At 44.9% G+C, this 18,565-nt stretch carries 15 protein-coding genes; all 15 read right to left on the bottom strand.

Annotation, left to right across the window (positions count from 1 at the left end; genetic code table 11):
* Positions 1-25: 25 nt before the first annotated feature.
* A complete protein-coding gene (gene ftsZ / locus ACE5CV_RS18125; protein WP_374951609.1) occupies positions 26-1,618 on the bottom strand; it encodes a cell division protein FtsZ in 1,593 nt (530 codons plus the stop codon).
* 199 nt (positions 1,619-1,817) lie between these two features.
* Complete coding sequence (ftsA, locus tag ACE5CV_RS18120) at positions 1,818-3,173, bottom strand: cell division protein FtsA (protein WP_374951608.1); 1,356 nt, start codon at positions 3,171-3,173, stop codon at positions 1,818-1,820.
* Between the two features lies 1 nt (position 3,174).
* Positions 3,175-4,296 carry a cell division protein FtsQ/DivIB gene (locus tag ACE5CV_RS18115; RefSeq protein WP_374951607.1) on the bottom strand — a complete coding sequence of 374 codons (1,122 nt, stop codon included), beginning with the start codon at positions 4,294-4,296 and terminating at the stop codon, positions 3,175-3,177.
* Complete coding sequence (gene murC / locus ACE5CV_RS18110) at positions 4,289-5,641, bottom strand: UDP-N-acetylmuramate--L-alanine ligase (RefSeq protein ID WP_374951606.1); 1,353 nt, start codon at positions 5,639-5,641, stop codon at positions 4,289-4,291. The genes ACE5CV_RS18115 and murC overlap by 8 nt, the downstream gene beginning before the upstream one ends.
* A gap of 49 nt (positions 5,642-5,690) precedes the next feature.
* A complete protein-coding gene (murG, locus tag ACE5CV_RS18105; RefSeq protein WP_374951605.1) occupies positions 5,691-6,794 on the bottom strand; it encodes an undecaprenyldiphospho-muramoylpentapeptide beta-N-acetylglucosaminyltransferase in 1,104 nt (367 codons plus the stop codon).
* Between the two features lie 53 nt (positions 6,795-6,847).
* Positions 6,848-8,008 carry an FtsW/RodA/SpoVE family cell cycle protein gene (locus ACE5CV_RS18100; protein WP_374951604.1) on the bottom strand — a complete coding sequence of 387 codons (1,161 nt, stop codon included), beginning with the start codon at positions 8,006-8,008 and terminating at the stop codon, positions 6,848-6,850.
* A gap of 26 nt (positions 8,009-8,034) precedes the next feature.
* Complete coding sequence (gene murD / locus ACE5CV_RS18095; RefSeq protein WP_374951603.1) at positions 8,035-9,429, bottom strand: UDP-N-acetylmuramoyl-L-alanine--D-glutamate ligase; 1,395 nt, start codon at positions 9,427-9,429, stop codon at positions 8,035-8,037.
* A gap of 17 nt (positions 9,430-9,446) precedes the next feature.
* On the bottom strand, positions 9,447-10,688 hold the full coding sequence (mraY, locus tag ACE5CV_RS18090) for a phospho-N-acetylmuramoyl-pentapeptide-transferase (RefSeq protein WP_374951602.1): 1,242 nt from the start codon (positions 10,686-10,688) through the stop codon (positions 9,447-9,449).
* Between the two features lie 11 nt (positions 10,689-10,699).
* A complete protein-coding gene (locus ACE5CV_RS18085) occupies positions 10,700-12,160 on the bottom strand; it encodes a UDP-N-acetylmuramoyl-L-alanyl-D-glutamate--2,6-diaminopimelate ligase (RefSeq protein WP_374951601.1) in 1,461 nt (486 codons plus the stop codon).
* Positions 12,157-14,253, bottom strand: a complete 2,097-nt coding sequence (locus ACE5CV_RS18080; protein ID WP_374951600.1) for a penicillin-binding protein — start codon at positions 14,251-14,253, stop codon at positions 12,157-12,159. The genes ACE5CV_RS18085 and ACE5CV_RS18080 overlap by 4 nt, the downstream gene beginning before the upstream one ends.
* On the bottom strand, positions 14,250-14,663 hold the full coding sequence (locus ACE5CV_RS18075; RefSeq protein WP_374951599.1) for an FtsL-like putative cell division protein: 414 nt from the start codon (positions 14,661-14,663) through the stop codon (positions 14,250-14,252). The genes ACE5CV_RS18080 and ACE5CV_RS18075 overlap by 4 nt, the downstream gene beginning before the upstream one ends.
* Entirely contained in the window at positions 14,660-15,562 is a 903-nt protein-coding gene (rsmH, locus tag ACE5CV_RS18070) for a 16S rRNA (cytosine(1402)-N(4))-methyltransferase RsmH (RefSeq protein WP_374951598.1), read from the bottom strand. Before rsmH ends, ACE5CV_RS18075 begins: the two co-directional genes overlap by 4 nt.
* Positions 15,555-16,019: a division/cell wall cluster transcriptional repressor MraZ gene (mraZ, locus tag ACE5CV_RS18065; protein ID WP_374951597.1), complete on the bottom strand. Its 465-nt coding sequence runs from the start codon at positions 16,017-16,019 to the stop codon at positions 15,555-15,557. Before mraZ ends, rsmH begins: the two co-directional genes overlap by 8 nt.
* A 481-nt stretch (positions 16,020-16,500) precedes the next feature.
* The gene (locus tag ACE5CV_RS18060; protein ID WP_374951596.1) at positions 16,501-18,012 is read right to left on the bottom strand and encodes a glycoside hydrolase family 32 protein; all 1,512 of its coding nucleotides are present in this window, start codon (positions 18,010-18,012) and stop codon (positions 16,501-16,503) included.
* 80 nt (positions 18,013-18,092) lie between these two features.
* Entirely contained in the window at positions 18,093-18,512 is a 420-nt protein-coding gene (locus tag ACE5CV_RS18055; protein ID WP_374951595.1) for a hypothetical protein, read from the bottom strand.
* Positions 18,513-18,565 lie beyond the last annotated feature (53 nt).

Raw genomic sequence — 18,565 nt, 5'->3', positions numbered from 1 at the left:
ATTTTATGACCTATGATACAACGATCTAATCTACATTATCATGCAGGAACGAATTATTGTTCCTGATCTCTGTTTTGCCTTCACTATCCGGCAATAATGAGAAACGCGATATCTGGCTTTCGTCAGACGCAGGAGTTTGCTGCAGGGCAATCTCTTTGCGTTTGTAAGCAGGGATGTTTTCCATCTCCTGGATATTTCCGTTGCGCAGTTTCATGCTCAGGTCTTTTAGGCGCATGATCCGCTCGCGCGATTTACGCAACTGCTCTTCAATCGACTCATCCGTTTTGTTCTCATCGGCATTAACAGGTTCCGGCTCTGGCTCCGGCTGTTTTACCTCGGCTTTTACAGGCTCAAAGTTCATCACTGTTTCAGTTACCTTAAACGTAAAATCCGATGATTCTACTTCGTCAGGCATCGGCACTTCGTCGTTCAGGTCGTATTTGATCACATTATCTTTGGCATCCTGCTCTTCTGCTTTGGCAAACAGGTCGAATAAACCGGTTTGTTTCGGCTCATCCTTCAATTTCATGAAGGGTACCGACGCTGTCTCATCTGTGTTAACCGGGGTGATAAATTCATTAACCGGTTTTACCAGCGGTGCGCTTTCGGGCACCAGCATTGATATGATCTTTTTATTGCTTATTTCCTGCTCACGCTCATCTTTGGTTTGGAAACCGGTAGCAATGATGGTAACAGAAAGCTTTTCGCCAAGGTTTTCGTCTACACAGTTACCCCAAATCAGGTCGGCGGCTAAACCAGCTTCTTCCTGGATATAGTCGGTAATAATGCTTACTTCATCCATCGTAACCTCCTTAAGGCCCGAGCTAATATTCAATAAGATATAACGCGCACCTTCAATTTCGTTATCTTTTAACAGCGGAGATGACAAGGCACCTTCAACCGCTTTTAAAGCACGGTTCTCGCCTTCGGCAGCGCTGCTACCCATTATAGATACGCCACTGTCTTTCATCACCGTGCGCACATCTTTAAAGTCGACGTTTATATAACCCGGTAATGTGATGATTTCGGCAATGCCTTTAGCAGCAGTTGTAAGGATATCATCGGCCTGGCCAAACGCCGAGCTCATGGTGAGGTTACCAAAGATCTGGCGCAGCCTGTCGTTTGATATCACCAGGAACGAATCGACATACTTTTTCAATTCTTCCAATCCGGCGTCGGCCTGCATCTTACGACGTTTGCCTTCAAAAGAAAACGGAGTGGTAATGATACCTACTGTAAGTATATCCAGTTCGCGGGCGGCTTTGGCAATAATAGGACTTGCACCTGTACCTGTACCACCACCCATACCTGCTGTGATAAACAACATTTTGGTATTGGCGCCCAGCATCTGTTTAATATCGTCGATATTTTCGATAGCCGAGTTTTTGCCCACTTCGGGAATTGAACCGGCACCCATACCTTCTGTTAAACTTGCCCCTAACTGTACCTTGTTAGGGATGGGGCTTAACTCCAAAGCCTGGGCATCCGTGTTGCAAATAATAAAGTCAACACCAGTGATTCCTTGCCTGTACATGTGGTTTACCGCGTTGCCGCCACCACCGCCAACACCAATTACTTTGATGATTGACGATTTTTCCTTTAACATCTCAAACTGCATAATCCTTGTTTTCAGCTAAATGTAATCTGATGATCAGATAGATTTTGTTATTGTAATATTAGCACTTTATCCACAGACTTTTTCCACATTTGTGCACAATGTGGAAAAGTTTTACGTTGTGAATAAGTTGCAGGCTCAATTAAAATTTCCGCTACGAAGAATTCTCTAACCCTTCGCTATGGCAATAATTGATAAGTGCCTATTTCAAAAAGTCTTCGTCATTAATATCGTCCTTGATGAACTTTTTGCCCGACTCCAATATTTTCCCCAACAAACCAAATTTACGATCGTCGGTATATTTTGCCTTTTCTGATTTTACCGTCACCCTGGCTTGCGCAGGTGCTTCGGGCACACTGTTGTATTCCATTTTTTGGATTCCTTTGATCAGCAGGCCAATACCAGTAGCAAAAGTTGGGCTTTGCAGCTCTTCATAAATGCCTTTTGGTAATACTTCGTTTTTAGCCAGGTGCTCGTTAGGGTAACCCACGCGGCAATCCAGGCCGGTAACATACTCAATTAACTGTGTAAGGTGCTTTAACTGTGCACCGCCGCCTGTTACCACAATACCTGCTATCAATTTTTTCTCGTAGCCTGATGATTTGATCTCATAGTACACATGCTCCACAATCTCTTCCATACGTGCCTGGATAACAAATGCCAGGTTTTTAACAGAGATCTCTTTTGGCTCGCGGCCGCGCAGCCCGGGTACGCAAACAATCTCGTTCTCTTTATTTTCTTCGGCCAGGGCCGATCCGAACCTCACTTTCAGTTGCTCTGCAATGTTGCGCATTACCGAGCAGCCCTCGCGAATATCTTCTGTTACGCTGTTACCACCAAACGGAATAACGGCAGTGTGGCGGATGATTCCCTCATGGAAGATAGCCACATCAGTAGTACCACCGCCAATATCAACCAATACCACACCTGCTTCTTTTTCCTCGTCGCTTAAAACCGACTCCGATGATGCCAGTGGCTCCAGTATCAGCTCCTGGCTTTCTAATTGTGCTTTGTTAACGCATTTCACAATGTTTTTGATAGCGGTAACCTGCCCCGATATAATATGAAAATTAGCTTCCAAACGTACGCCGGCCATACCGATAGGATCTTTTACACCGGGCTCATTATCTACGGTGAATTCCTGCGGCAGCACATGGATGATCTCTTCGCCCGGAGGCATCACCAGGTTATACATATCTTCCACCAGTTTATCAATGTCCTTACGTCCTATTTCCGTGTTCAGGTCCTTACGGGTTATTAACCCGCGGTGCTGTAAGCTTTTTATATGCTGCCCCGCTATACCCACGTTCACTATTCTGATCTCTACGTTCGACTGGGAACCGGCCACATCTACTGCCTGGGTAATGCCCTGTACGGTTTTATCGATGTTAGATACCATACCACGGGTTACCCCGGCTGATTCTGCTTTACCTATTCCCAAAACCTCAATTTTGCCGTTCTTGCTTCTGCGGCCAACAATTGCGCAAATTTTTGTAGTCCCGATATCCAGGCCTACTACAATTGGCGAACTTTTTTCTTGTGTTGAACTTTTGTCCATATTATTGATTTTTAATAGATGTCTTCTTTTCGGTTTTATTAACAGCAGGCTTGCTATCCGGCTTACCCACTGTTGATTTCTTCTCAGTTCTTACTACCGCCGGCTTATCAGCCTTCGGCGCTGCAGTCACTTTAGCCGGCTTTGGTACTGCAGGTTTTATCACCTTTGGCTTTGCTTCAGCAATTTTTACGGCTGGTTTTTTTTCACCTGGTTCATCAACCACGTTGCTTATTTCTGCCCTGATCACCGAATCCGGGTTTACCTTTGCGGCCGTAGTACTGGCATGAACCACTGAATCGGCCATGCGCGCTTTGTGGGCCGCAGCCGCTTTTAACGAATCTTGCAGGGTTTCATTCTTAACCCCAACCACCTGGTTGGCATATTTGATATTGATGAGCTTGTAAGCATCCCAGCCTACCATAGGTAGTGCCTGCTTATAAAAAACTTTAAGGTTACTAAATTTAAGGCTCAAAGAATCGGCGTTGCCCAGCAATATACGTTGGCTGCCCACACGTGGTATCAACTCTATTTCGTGCTGTTCGTTTACATAGATCTGCGCTATCTGTGCATCCCACAAAGAGTCGCGGCGAATAAAATCGGCGGTCTTAAATACATCCCGCGCAAGCGCCGTGTGCAATGAATCTACCTTGTTGGCAAATAATTCATCTATAAACCCATTGGCAGCAAGCACCCTGGCGGTAAAGTTTTGCGATAACGGCATTTTTAACCCATGCTGGTCTACGTAAAAATCCTGATCAAAACGGTTCATCACACGCAGTATAGGCTGGCGCTGGCTTACCTCTACATGTATCACCCCGTCCATATCGGCGTACACCTTTGCAAACTCAATAAATGGATTAATCTTGAGTTTGTTTTCCAATTCGTGGATATTAATTCCGTCGATGCGCCGGCCTATCAGCGTATGGCTGCTCATCTGTAAAATATTGTCAATTTCCTGCCTGTCTATAAAGTATTGGTTACCGGGGATAAACACTTTAATGGCCTTGCAAACCATCTCCGACTTTTTTACCTCGATGAAACTCATCAGCACCACCAAACCAGCCAGGCAGGTAGTCCACCCAAGCGCAATCAGTAAAGGTTTCCAAATGCGTTTCTTAAACATTTAAAATGGCTTTTAAAGGTTCAACCAAACTATCTATATCTCCTGCGCCAACGGTTAACAGCAGTTCGGGCATTTCTGCCTGTACAATATCCAATGCTTCCTTTTTACTGCAAATGCGTTTATTCCGGAGATTCATCCGGTTCAAAATGATCTCGCTGGTTACGCCCTCAATGGGTAATTCGCGCGCCGGATAAATATCCAGTAACAAAAGCTCATCAGCCATATCAAGCACCTCAGCAAAGCCGTCCACAAAATCGCGCGTGCGGGTAAATAAGTGCGGCTGAAAAACAACCGTTAACTTTTTACCCTGGAACAGCTTTTTAACCGAAGTTATCGCTGCCCGCAGTTCTTCGGGGTGGTGCGCATAATCATCAATGTAAATATGTTTGTGGTTACGCACAATGTACTCGAACCGGCGCTTAATACCTTTAAAAGAGCCAAGGGCCTCGTGTATGGCAGCCAGCGATACTTCTACATGCAGTGCGGCTTCTATAGCGGCCGTAGCGTTCTCAATGTTATGGATCCCGGCTATGCCCATTTTAATATCGGGAATGAAAGTAACGCCGTTATCAAAATCAAAGTAAAAGTTACCTTCCGATATCCGGATGTTTGATGCCACAGCGTTTGCTTCGCCGTCGATAGCGTAAGTTAACCCATCGCCTAAAGGCAGGCCCTTGCGGTAGATAAGCGTACCGCCGGTTTTCAATTGAGAAGCGAACAGTTTAAAAGAATCAGTCAGATGCGAGTGATCGCCATAAATATCCAGGTGATCCGCATCCATCGATGTAATGATGGCTACATCCGGATGCAGCGTGAGGAAAGAGCGGTCATACTCGTCTGCCTCAACCACTACAATATTGTTATCGCCGTAAAGTACGTTGGTTTGATAATTGGTGCTGATGCCACCTAAAAAAGCAGAGCAATCTTTGCCGGAATCTTTCAGGATGTGTGCTATCATGCCCGATGTGGTAGTTTTACCATGCGTACCTGCTACTGCTATACAGAACATTCCCCGGCTGATCAATCCCAATACCTGCGACCGCTTCTGCAGCTCAAAACCTTTCTTTTGAAAATAGTTTAAGATATCAGAATCCTTTGGAATAGCCGGTGTATAGATGATCAGCGTACTATCGCAAGGCTGCTGAAAACTCATCGGGATCAAATCCCTCTGGTCAACAAATATAATCTGGATGCCTTCGCTCTGCAGCTTATCTGTTAATGGCGTAGGCGTTTTATCATAACCACATACTACGCAGCCTAAATGGTGAAAATAGCGCGCCAGGCCGCTCATGCCTATGCCGCCTATCCCTACCAGGTAAACCCGTTGTATGTTGCTTAATTCCATTTTCTCTTTTAAAAAAAGGCTATCCCCGCACCTGCAGGGATTAGCCGATTTAATTGTTGTTTGTTATTTGGATAACCTCTTTTGCAATCACTTCATCGGCGTTTGGCAAGGCCAGCGCGCCGATGTTGTTGCTTAATGTTTTTTGTAATTCCTTATCGTTTAATAACGCCAGAGCCTGGTCAACCAAATTTGACTCGGCATCGCGGTCGGCAACAAAAAGGGCTGCTTGGCTTTCAACCAGTGCCAGCGCGTTCTTGGTTTGATGATCTTCGGCCACGTTTGGCGAAGGCACCATTATCACCGGTTTCCTGATCACGCAAAGCTCGGCAATAGTGCCTGCTCCTGCCCTGGAGATGATGACATCTGCTGCAGCAAAAGCCAGATCCATACGGTTTAAAAACTCTACCACACAAATAGCTTCGTTTTTATCAGGCCCCAATGCTTCAAGTATAGCTTTATGGTAAAACTTACCGGTTTGCCATATTACCTGCACATCGGCAGCAATGATCTTGTCAACGCCCGCCAGGATGCTGTTGTTCAAAGTACGTGCACCTAAACTTCCGCCGGTTATCAGGATGGTTTTTTTTAACGATGACAGGTTGAACAGTTCCAATGCCTGCATGTGCTTGCCGGCTATGTTTACCGATTCTTTACGGATAGGGTTACCGGTTTTAATGATCCTGTCATATGGGAAAAACTTCTCCATCCCGTCAAATGCCACACAGATCTTTTTAGCCTTTGCACCTAACCATTTATTGGTGATGCCCGCGTAAGAGTTTTGTTCCTGTATAAGTGTTGGGATGCCTTTTAATGATGCCGCATACAAGAGCGGGCCCGAGGCATAACCACCTACACCAACTGCCGCATCGGGCTTAAAATCCTTGATGATCTGCACTGCTTTACTAACGCTTTTTATAAGCTTTACCGGGAACATGATATTTTTCCAGACGGACTTACGCTGAATGCCCTGGATATCCAGCCCGATAATTTTATAACCTGCCGCAGGTACTTTTTCCATTTCCATGCGGCCGCTGGCACCAACAAATAATATCTCGGTATCAGGATCGAGTTTTTTCAGCGCATTGGCTATAGCAATAGCCGGGAAGATATGCCCTCCTGTACCGCCGCCGCTAATGATAATTCTTTTACTCATCCTGATATATTAGTTAACGCTTATCCTTAATTGAAACAAAACCTTAATTTCAACTACGCTACTTCCCTTATTTCTCCTACTACTACTTTTTTGGGCTCATCTATATCACGGCTAACCGATAATATAATACCAAAAGCAATACTTGTAAACAATATAGATGTACCACCCATACTTACCAACGGCAACGGCACCCCTGTTACCGGGCCAAGGCCTACTGCTACCGCCATGTTGGCAAATGCCTGTATAGTTAAGCTAAAACTTAACCCCGCAGCCAGCAATGCGCCAAAAGCCTTAGGCGCCTTTGTTACAATTTTAATACACCGGTATAACAGGAACAGGTAAATACCTACCAGCATAAACCCGCCCAAAAGGCCGTACTCTTCAACAATAGTGGCATATATAAAATCCGAATATGGGTGCGGCAGGTAATTACGCTCGGTACTGTTTCCCGGCCCCTTACCCAATACGCCACCGGTAGCGATAGCTATCTTAGAGTGGTCTGACTGGAAGGACTTGTCTTTGTCAGCCTTATCCGGGTGCATAAACGTTTGGATACGCGTTATATACATGTGCCTGCGCGGGCCTAACATCATAATACCGGCAAGTAACATAACACCGGCAACACACACAACCGCAATTTGCTTAACACTCACACGGCCCATGATCAGCAGTAAAATGCTTACGCCAAATAACATTAAAGCAGTAGAAAGATTAGCCCATGCAATAAGTACAAATACTAAACAAACAGCCCCCATTATAGGAATAAATGATTGCTTTACATCCTTGATATTTTCCTGCTTGCGCGATAAAGTACGGGCCAGATAAGTAATTAGTGCCAGTTTAGCCAAATCGGAAGTTTGGAAAGTTAAACCGGTACCGGGGATCGCTATCCAACGGCTTGCATCATTTACGTGGTTACCAAAAACCAGTGTATACATTAATAACGGGATGGTAATTACCATCAGGATCTTAGAAATACCGGCATACCAGCGATAATCTAACCGGTGCGAAATATACATCAGCGCGATACCGCCTATGATCATTGCCATGTGCTTTACCAGGTACGATTCGTTAGACTTTTCGTGCTTATAGGCCAGAGTGCCTGTAGCGCTGTAAACCGCCAGTAACGATAATACCGAAAGCAATATCACGATCAACCAGATCCACCGGTCGCCTTTTAAATTACTTAGTACATTACTTATTGCCTGATTCATTTTTTTTTATTAAAGCAGTAGGTTTACTACAGTTCCTTTACCGCATCTTTAAACTGTTTGCCCCTGTCTTCATAATTCTTGAACAGGTCAAAGCTGGCACAAGCAGGTGACAGTAAAACAGTGTCACCTTTTTCTGCCAGGTGATAAGCTACCTGCGCAGCTTCAGCTGCAGATGATGTGTTTACAATAACTTCTACATCATCTTCAAAAGCATCATGAATACGCTTGTTATCTTTACCCAGGCATACAATAGCCTTTACCTTTTGCTTTACTAACGACTTCAGCATGCTGTAATCATTGCCTTTATCAACTCCGCCCAATATTAATACAACATCGGTGGTCATGCTTTCCAGCGCGTACCATGTTGAGTTTACATTGGTGGCTTTAGAATCGTTAATAAAGCTGATACCCGAAATTTTGCCTACCGACTCCAGCCGGTGCTCAATATTGCGGAAATTACCCATGCTCTCTCTCATCGTTTCGTTACGAAGCTCCAGCACCTTGGCAACAATACCTGATGCCATTGAGTTGTAGATGTTGTGCTTCCCTTGCAGGGCCAGTTCGTTTATTGACATTGTAAAATGTTGTTGATGTACGTTTATAATTAGGTTATCCTGATCCAGGTATGCGCCCGGTTCAATCTTTTTTTCAATAGAAAAGGGCAGCTGCTGCGCTGCAATCTCTTTGCCGGCCATAACCTTTTGGGTTTCGGCGTCGTCGGCACAATAAATAAAATGGTCGGTACCTGTCTGGTTCTGCGTTATTTTAAATTTAGAGGCCGCATAGTTTTCCAGTTTGTAATCGTACCTGTCCAGATGGTCGGGCGTAATATTTAACAGTACTGCCACATCTGCTTTAAACTTGTACATACTATCCAGCATAAAGCTGCTGATCTCCAGCACGTAACACTCAAATTTCTCGGTCGCAACCTGATAGGCAAAGCTCTTACCTATATTACCTGCAAGGCCTACATTAAGCCCTGCGTTTTTTAAAATATGGTATGTTAAACTCGCTGTTGTTGTTTTACCATTTGACCCGGTTATACAAATCATTTTGGCATTACTGTAACGGCCGGCAAACTCAATCTCAGATATCACCGGGATGTTATTCGCTACCAGCTTTTTTACTATCGGTGCTTTATCCGGTATACCGGGGCTCTTTACCACTTCAGCGGCATTTAAGATCAAAGCTTCCGTATGTCCGTTCTCCTCAAACTTTATATTCCAGCTTTGCAGTTGTTGCTTGTAATGATCAGCTATTGGCCCAAAGTCGGACACAAAAACATCATACCCCTGCTGTGAAGCCAGGTAAGCCGCACCTACGCCGCTTTCGCCGGCGCCAAGTATGGCAAGCCGCACCAGCCCACCCCTGTTTAAAGGAGAGGTAGCAGGATTGCCCGGTATGTTTTTGTCCTCGTTCATTTAACTATTCTCTTATACTATCTCAGTTTCAATGTTATCACGGTGATAATTGCCAGGAAAATACAGATGATGTAAAACCTGGTAACGATCTTCGATTCATGGAAACCCTTCTTTTGGTAATGGTGATGCAATGGCGCCATCAAAAAGATCCGGCGGCCTTCGCCAAAACGCTTTTTGGTGATCTTGAACCACCCTACCTGCAATATCACCGACATATTTTCGATCACGAAAATGCCGCAAAGCACGGGGATCAATAATTCTTTACGGATCACGATAGCAAATACGGCTATAATACCGCCAATGGCCAAACTCCCGGTATCGCCCATAAATACCTGGGCAGGGTAAGAATTGTACCATAGGAAGCCTACACATGCCCCTACAAATGCCCCGGCAAAAATTACCAGTTCGCCCGAATTGGGGATGTACATAATGTTCAGGTAATCGGCAATCATTGTATTACCGGATACGTAGGCCAGTATGGCCAGCGTGAGGCCGATAATAGCCGATGTACCTGTTGCCAATCCATCTATACCATCAGTAATATTTGCCCCGTTTGATATGAAGGTGATGATGATGATCACGAAGAACATGAATACCATCAGCGAATAATGCTCAAAACCGGGGCCGATGAACTTAAGCACCTTACCGTAATCAAACTCGTTGTTTTTATAGAACGGCATTGTGGTTTTGGTAGATTTGATATCCTGCGTTAAAACCTGTTTATCGCCGCGCATATGAAAATCAACCGGCACATCATATTTAACCGGCAGCTTAACTTCCTGGCGCATGGTAATAGAACTGTTAAAGTACATTGTCCACCCGATGAAAAGCGCCAGCCCAACCTGCCCGGTGATTTTAAACCTGCCTGCAAGGCCTTCTTTGTTCTTTTTAAAAACTTTGATATAATCATCTAAAAAGCCGATAGCACCGAGCCAAATGGTGGTTACGAGCATCATTATGATGTAGATATTATCCAGTTTGGCAAATAGCAGTGTCGGTATCAATATCCCCAGCAAGATAATGATGCCACCCATTGTAGGCGTACCGGATTTTTGCATCTGTCCCTCTAACCCAAGGTTGCGCACAGTTTCTCCAACCTGTTTAAAGCGCAGGTAATCTATCAGCCTGCGGCCATAAACCGTAGTTACCAATAACGATACTATTACTGCCATAGCCATCCGGAATGTGATGTACTGAAACACCCCCAACCCCGGTATGCTGTAATTTTTGTACAAGTATGTAAATAGGTAGTATAGCATCGGTTTATTGGTTAACTCATTTGCTTAAACTGTTCCGTCAATTCTTCCATATCGTCAAAGTGGTTTTTCACCCCGTTGATCTCCTGGTATTTTTCATGTCCCTTACCAGCAAGCAGGATAATATCGCCCGGCTGCGCAAACATGCAGGCCGTTTTGATCGCCTCATGCCTGTCGGCAATGCTTAGGGTTTGGCGTTTAAATGCAGGGTCTATACCAGCTTCCATATCCTTAATGATATGTGCAGGGTCTTCGGTACGCGGGTTATCTGATGTCATTATCAACTTGTCGCTCCACTCGCTCGCTACTTTAGCCATTACCGGGCGTTTAGTTTTATCCCTGTCGCCGCCGCAGCCTATCACCGTAATAACCTTTTCGTTTCCCTTACGGATGTCATGAATGGTGCTCAGCACGTTTTGCACGGCATCCGGCGTGTGGGCGTAATCAACAATGCCGATAACCTTGTTTGGCGATACGATATATTCAAACCGGCCCTCGGCCCCTGTTAATTTGCTCAGGCTTACCAACACTTTCGACCTGTCCTGATCCAGTAACATGGCGGTAGCGTAAACTGCCAGCAAGTTGTAGGCGTTAAAGGTGCCTACCAGCTTAAACCAAACTTCTTCATTATCTATATTCAGCAACAAGCCGCCAAACTGGTTCTCTATTATACGGGCCCGGTAATCGGCCATGCTTTTGAGTCCGTAGGTTTTTTTATATGCCGATGTATTTTGCAGCATTACATTGCCGTTTTTGTCATCGCTGTTAGTAAGTGCAAAGGCGCTTTTTGGCAACCCGTCAAAGAATGCTTTTTTAGCTTTCAGGTAGGCATCAAACGTTTTATGATAATCTAAATGGTCGTGCGTAAGGTTAGAAAAGATTGCGCCGGAAAAACGTAGGCCTTCTATGCGATGCTGTGATACCGCGTGTGAGCTCACTTCCATAAAACAATAATCGCAGCCCTCATTAACCATTTGTGCCAGCAGCTCGTTTAGCGCTACCGGATCTGGCGTGGTATGAGTTGACGGAACGATACGGCCGTTTACCTGGTTCTCTACTGTAGAAAGCAACCCGCACTTGTATCCCATATCACGGAACAGCTTATATAACAGCGTAGCAATAGTGGTTTTACCATTAGTACCGGTAACCCCAACAAGTTTCAGGTTAGAAGATGGATTTTCGTAAAAATTAGCAGCAATAGTCCCCAGGGCTTTGGCAGAGTCTGCAACCATCAGGAAGTCAACCTCGTTGGCAGTATGCGCCGGCAACTCCTCGCAGATAACGCAAACAGCACCTGCAGCAATAGCCTGGTCAATAAAATCGTGCCCATCTACAGCGGTGCCCTTTATTGCAACATACATGCAGCCCGGCACTACCTTGCGTGAATCGAAAACCACTGAAGAGATCTCTACGTCGGCACTACCCTGTAGTTCGGTAAATGCCACACCATCTATAATTTCGCTCAAATATCTCATTGCAGTTCTATTGTTATTTTTGAACCCTTTGGTATCTGGCTTCCACCCGTTACCGATTGCTTTTCGACCGAGCCGCTGCCCATCACTTTTACTTTATAACCCGCGTTGCCCAGTGCAAACAAGGCATCGCTTAGGCCCATGCCAGTCACATTAGGCACAGTCCCGGTTTTATACTTATTTTCTTCTGCAGGTATGCCACTGCTGGTATCGATGCCATTGTTGTTAATAGACGCGTATAGTGGTTTTACACCCAGCTTATCGTACACTTTTTTAAGTGCTTTTATATTGCCTTGTTTGTATTTAGGCAGGGTGGTGTTACCTACCAGTGTAAGCGGAGCGCGCTCAATCTTCATATCGCTGGCATAAACTTTCTCACAAATTTCTTTAAAGGCCGGACCTGCGGTTGACGCTGCATAGTAACCGTTCTTAGGATCATTGATTACCACGATCAGCGAGTACTTGGGATGATCTGCCGGAAAGTAACCACAGAACGACGACTGATATTGCTTTTTGCCTTTATAACCATTACGGCCATCGGCAACCTGCGCGGTACCCGTTTTGCCGGCTATTTTAAACATGGTGCTTTTTACGTTGGTTTTACCGGTACCTTCACTCACAACACCCTCCAGCATTTCCTGCATTTTTTTCAAGGTGACGTCAGAGCACATTTTTTCTGTTACGGTACGTGCCTGGAAACGCTCGACTGTATTACCTAACCGCCTGATCTCTTTTACAAACAAGGGCGACACCATCTTACCGTTATTGGCTATACCGTTGTAAAATGCCAGCATTTTTAAAGGGGTTAGCTGCATTTCATACCCGTAAGCCATTTGCGGCAGGGTCATGTATTTGTTCCAGCTTTTATTCTTCGGGTTTTTAACTACCGGCTGTGCCTCGCCGGGTATCTGTAAAACAAATTTTTCATTCAGGTGCCAATCGTACAAATGATCAGTAAATTTCGACTGATTATTTGTGTAATATTTATTGACCAATGATGCCACCGCAGCGTTAGACGATTCTTCAAATGCCTTTTTTACAGATACAGTACCAATACTTCCGTGCGAATCTTTTATGATATGGCTGTTACCCGGGATCTTATAATTTTCGGTACTTACCCTGTAATTAGTATCCACCATCTTATCATCAAGCAAGGCCATATAAGAAGCCACTTTGAAAGTAGAACCCGGATCCTGGTTACCTGCTATGGCGTAGTTGAATTTTTCTTTAAAGCTACCGTCGGGCATGCGGTTATAGTTGGCTACCGCACGGATCTCGCCGGTTGCTACCTCCATCAATATAACCGTGCCGTGGTCGGCATCGCTTTTTACCAATTGCTTTTCTAAAGCGGTTTGAGCAATATCCTGGAAATTGATATCGATGGTCGACATGATATCCGCACCTTCTTTAGGCGCTATCTCGTCATCTTCGTTAACGGGTTTCCAAACGCCGCCGGCAATACGCTGCTCTAAACGTTTGCCGCTTTCGCCGTTGATGTAGCTGGCATAAGCACCCTCTAACCCTACAGCATTTTTAACGTTGTCATTTTTGTAGCCTATAGTACGTGCTGCCAATGACCGGAATGGCAAAATGCGTTTGTTTTGCGGCACAATGATTAACCCGCCTTTGTTTTTACCCATCCGGAAGATGGGAAACTTGCGCAGTTCCTTTAGCTCGCGATAGGTGACCTTCCGCCTAACCAATTGGTAACGCGAGCTATCGCTGCGCGCATCTCTAAATATTCGTGAATACTCCCTGGCCGATTTGTCGCCGTAAACCTGCGATAACTTCATCGCAAGGGAGTCTATTTTCTCATCAAATACCTTTTCATCAGCAATGCCACCGGCCAGCATATCCATACGCACCTCATATTCGGGTACCGATGTTGCCAGCAGGCTGCCATCTACAGAAAATATATTACCACGGGCGGCCTCGATGGTTTCGTAACGGGTAGACATCGTTTTGGCCATTGCCTTCCACTTATCGCCCTGTGCAAACTGCACCCTGCAAAGCTGGAACAATACGGCCGCTGCAAACAGCAGGATCAACCCAAACGCAAGGTAAACCCTTAGCAGTATGTTAGTTCTGATACTCATTGCTGTATATCCTCCTTTACGGTTATTTTTTGCGGCGGCGTTTCAGATGTGCGGATCCCCAGCGTATCGGCACGTTTAGCCACCTCCGTCAATGTGCTTTTAAAAGCCAGGTCGGCTTTGCTGCTTTTATATTCCCAGCTCAGCTCTTTCACTTCGCGGCTTAGCTTATCAATATCACGGATCGTATTTTCAGATATATGCCTGTTGGCAATGTAAAACATCCCTAAAAGTGCTATGTAAAGAATGAACGGCAGCGCGCGGGTTGCATCATCTGTGCTGATGGTACCTTTGGCAAACAGCTGGGTAAAAAAATTATCGGGAATTTCCTTTACAGGCTTTTCTTCCACGATGAGTTTCTTCTCCGCGATTATTTCTTCTTCCTGAATTTCTGTACGTAAACGATTGGTCATCTTTTTACAGCTATTCTAAGTTTAGCGCTGCGCGCCCTGTTGTTGTTACTTATCTCTTCATCGGTGGCTGTTACCGCCCCGCGGGTTACCGCATCAAAAGGGCGGTTGTCATTCCCGTAAATATCTTTTTCTAATTCGCCGCTGAATTTCCCTTTGGCAATGAAGTTTTTTACCAGCCTGTCTTCCAGCGAATGATAAGACATTACCACCAGCCTGCCGCCAACCGCCAGCACATCGCTGGTTTGCAGTAGAAATTCTTTCAACGCCTCTAGCTCCTGGTTAACTTCAATACGCAGCGCCTGGAAAACCTGCGCCAGGTATTTATTTTCCTTACCGCGCGGGATCAGGTTGCTAATCGCGTTCTTCAGATCGGCTACGGTAATAATCGGGCCGTTAAGCCTTGCAGTTACAATGGTTTTGGCCAGCGATTTTGCATTTTGAATTTCGCCGTACATACCAAAAATGCGGTGCAGATCGGCTTCGCTGTAATTATTTACCACCTCTTTGGCGCTCAATTCAGATTGCTGGTTCATTCGCATATCCAGTTCGGCATCAAACCGGATAGAAAATCCTCGCTCCGCCTGGTCAAACTGATATGATGACACACCCAGATCGGCAAGGATCCCGTCTACCGGGATAGCGTCATGCAAACGGGTAAAGTTTTTGAGATACCTGAAGTTTTGATCGATAAACACAAAGCGGTCATCGTCTATCGAATTTTGCTGAGCATCTGCATCCTGGTCAAATGCTAATAGCTGGCCGTTGCTACCCAGGTGCTTTATGATCTCGCGGGAATGGCCGCCACCGCCAAAGGTTACGTCTACATAAGTACCGTTAGGTTTAATAGCCAACCCTTCAATGCATTCCTGCAGCATTACAGGGGTATGGTAATTACTCATTACGCCCTCCCCTTTTGTTAGCCATTACTTCCTCGGCCAGTTCAGCAAAATTTTCAGGTTCGTTATTGATCATTTGCTGATGTGCAGCTTTATCCCACACCTCAACCTTATTCAGCATGCAGTTTAAAACCACCTCACCGGTTATGCCGGCATAATCCATCAGGTTTTTTGGCAAATTGACACGGCCTGCACTGTCAGGCATCAAAGTTGTTGCGCCGGCAGTAAAATATCTTACAAACTGAAGGCTTTTCCTGTCGTATTCGTTAAGTTTGCTTAGTTCATCCAACTTCTTGTCCCACTCAGTTTTTGTGTAAATAACCAGATACTTTTCGAGGCCACGATTGATCACAAGGCCCTCAGCGTCAGCTTCAGGAAGCTGCTTTTTGAGGCCTGTAGGGATCATCATCCGCCCCTTGGCATCTAGTTTACATTCAAATTCACCGGTTAAGTAAGGCATTCGTATTGGTCGACAATTTTTGTAACGTAAAAGTATATTACTTTTACCACTTTCTACCACTTTTTACCACCAAAAAGTTTTCAACATTTTTGGGGGTGGATTTTCATATGGTAACTGCCTGTAATTTATAGGGTTGAGAGCTGATTTACCCCCGATTTTAGAGTAATCATCATTGTTATAAAATGTATCGACCGTGCAGGCCTGTTGGCAGCTATTAACAGAGATAACATCGCTTGAGAAAAGCGAATGATGGAGATAATTGAAATAAGGAATTTGATTACCTGTTGCTGGTGAAGTTCATGCGAATCCTGTCGCCTGATATGCTCCCGCTAACCATTCGCTTACCTTAAAAGACATGGTTAAGCAGGGAAAAAAGTAGTAACCGCCGTGCTCGCAAACGCGCTGAAACTGATTTTTGACGACCGCGTATTTGTTTATCACAACACAACAGTGCTTGAGTAAAATTAAGTTCACCCAGCCTTTACCAGATCGATTTCAGCGGTGTTATCTCCACATCCTTTAATTCCATCCCGTTAGTACTAACGCTTAAACGGGTAAAAGGCTTTTTAGGAAAAAACACACCGGTAAGGTTGCTTAAGCCGCCATCGGCAAACATTTCTATAGATGAGGCATCTACAATCAATTCTACGTCGGAAGCTGGTGTAATATCAACCCGTGGGGCGTAGGCCACCCCGGTGAATACCTTGCTAAAATCGTTTCGGCCGGCATTGGTACGGTTTAGGTAATATCGGTTGTTCTCTTTATCAAAGCCCAGGATCAGCTTTTCGCCGCTTTCGTTAGCGAGCGTAACGGCATAGCCCGTCAAATTATCTGTGCGGAACTTAAGCTTGTATTGGGTTAAATTCTGCTTGATAACTGAAAAAATATTATTGCTGCCCGCCAGCTGCTTTTCATCCAGCTTGATTGTCTTTGCCGAAATATTTTTCAATTCCTTAACCGGGTTAGATGCCAGGTAGATATCGTCTCCAACCTCTTCTAAAGACAGTTCGCGCGGAATGGTCATAGCATTTCGCCACTTAACGGTTGGCACTTCATTGGCGTACAGCCAGTTACTCATCCAACCTAAAAATACTTTTCTGTTACCCGTGTTGCCCCAGGTTACACCTGCGTAGTTATCCGGCCCGTAATCAATCCACTTAGTTTTGGTGCTTACCGGTTTAAAGTTACTGCCATCAAATTCGCCAACAAAGTATTGTGTTGCCGAACCACCGTTAGTTCCACCCGGATTAATGCTCACCAACAGCGCCCAATAATCTTTGCCGCCCAACTTTAAAGGTATTAAATCCGGGCATTCCCAAACACCGCCATGCGCACCCAGCGTTTGTCCAAAATCGCTTTGTTTTGTCCATGTTTTTAAATCCGGCGACGAATAGAAGGTAATATGATCTAAAACTGCCAGGCTCATGATCCACTTTTTGCCAGGAGCATACCAAAACACTTTAGGATCGCGAAAGTCTTTTATTCCCGGGTTTTTAAGCACCGGGTTGCCTTTATATTTTAACCAGGTTTTACCCTGGTCCAGACTATAGGCAAGGCTTTGATTTTGATAATTGATAGCGCCAAGCTTTTCGCCTTTTGGGTCGTGATGGGTAAATATGGCTACCATAGCCGGGTTATCTTTTGTGCCCAGGCCGGATGTGTTCTTTTCATCAACCACCACGCTGCCGCTAAATATATAGCCCAGTTTATCGGGATATAGCGCTATAGGCATTTGTTTCCAATGGATCATATCCTTACTAACGGCATGCCCCCAGTGCATCGGCCCCCAAACGGTACCTTTAGGATAGTGCTGAAAAAACAGGTGATAAGTGCCTTTGTAGTAAACCATCCCGTTAGGGTCGTTCATCCATTTAGCTTGTGGCGAAAAATGTGCCTGCAGGCGGTAAGGCTCATGATAAAGTTTAGTCTGTGCTTTTGCAATCGTGCCGGCAAAGGCCATACAGCCTATCAATAATCCCTGCTTAATGTTCATGTTCGGAAGTTTACTGCGTAATAATACGTTTTAACAACTAAACGACAAATTGGATTTAATAATTGCCCATTGGCACGCCGTTAAAACTCCAGCTTATCCGGGCCTGAAATTTTAGCAACACTACAATTACACCCACCCGAAATCCTAATAACAGCGCTTTTGGTTTGATTAGTAACAGCGTTAGTAGCCGTTATGCGGATGTTGTCGCCACCGGTAGAAAATTCTCCTTTATTGTCATTTGCCGCAATGAGCAAAAACCCTGCAACAAAATCTATATTAGGTGGGTAAAGCGGTAAAACAACCGGCTTATTGGTCCGCTGGTTTATAACGCTGATATTGATAAATTTGGCGTCCGGGTTCTTACTGTCGGTTAGTATAATGCCATAGTAATTATAAACGTATTGTGCAGTACAGGCCATTGTACAGCCTTGCGTACTGTTTTTATTGCATGCGCTTAAGCCAAGCAATAAGAGTAACAGGATGAGGAGGTTTTTTAACATCAGCGTAATGTATTTAGTAACATTACGGCGCATCCATCAAATACGCTACAATC

This window comes from Mucilaginibacter sp. (genome assembly GCF_964263795.1).
Lineage (GTDB): Bacteria > Bacteroidota > Bacteroidia > Sphingobacteriales > Sphingobacteriaceae > Mucilaginibacter.
Note: the sequence above shows the minus strand (reverse complement) of the source record. Positions and strands in the feature narration are given on the sequence as shown.

Bases quoted from the DNA above. Each gene is read 5' to 3' on its own strand.
- ftsZ (WP_374951609.1), bottom strand. From the start codon at position 1,618: ATGCAGTTTGAGATGTTAAAGGAAAAATCGTCAATCATCAAAGTAATT.
- ftsA (WP_374951608.1), bottom strand. From the start codon at position 3,173: ATGGACAAAAGTTCAACACAAGAAAAAAGTTCGCCAATTGTAGTAGGC.
- ACE5CV_RS18115 (WP_374951607.1), bottom strand. From the start codon at position 4,296: ATGTTTAAGAAACGCATTTGGAAACCTTTACTGATTGCGCTTGGGTGG.
- murC (WP_374951606.1), bottom strand. From the start codon at position 5,641: ATGGAATTAAGCAACATACAACGGGTTTACCTGGTAGGGATAGGCGGC.
- murG (WP_374951605.1), bottom strand. From the start codon at position 6,794: ATGAGTAAAAGAATTATCATTAGCGGCGGCGGTACAGGAGGGCATATC.
- ACE5CV_RS18100 (WP_374951604.1), bottom strand. From the start codon at position 8,008: ATGAATCAGGCAATAAGTAATGTACTAAGTAATTTAAAAGGCGACCGG.
- murD (WP_374951603.1), bottom strand. From the start codon at position 9,429: ATGAACGAGGACAAAAACATACCGGGCAATCCTGCTACCTCTCCTTTA.
- mraY (WP_374951602.1), bottom strand. From the start codon at position 10,688: ATGCTATACTACCTATTTACATACTTGTACAAAAATTACAGCATACCG.
- ACE5CV_RS18085 (WP_374951601.1), bottom strand. From the start codon at position 12,160: ATGAGATATTTGAGCGAAATTATAGATGGTGTGGCATTTACCGAACTA.
- ACE5CV_RS18080 (WP_374951600.1), bottom strand. From the start codon at position 14,253: ATGAGTATCAGAACTAACATACTGCTAAGGGTTTACCTTGCGTTTGGG.
- ACE5CV_RS18075 (WP_374951599.1), bottom strand. From the start codon at position 14,663: ATGACCAATCGTTTACGTACAGAAATTCAGGAAGAAGAAATAATCGCG.
- rsmH (WP_374951598.1), bottom strand. From the start codon at position 15,562: ATGAGTAATTACCATACCCCTGTAATGCTGCAGGAATGCATTGAAGGG.
- mraZ (WP_374951597.1), bottom strand. From the start codon at position 16,019: ATGCCTTACTTAACCGGTGAATTTGAATGTAAACTAGATGCCAAGGGG.
- ACE5CV_RS18060 (WP_374951596.1), bottom strand. From the start codon at position 18,012: ATGAACATTAAGCAGGGATTATTGATAGGCTGTATGGCCTTTGCCGGC.
- ACE5CV_RS18055 (WP_374951595.1), bottom strand. From the start codon at position 18,512: ATGTTAAAAAACCTCCTCATCCTGTTACTCTTATTGCTTGGCTTAAGC.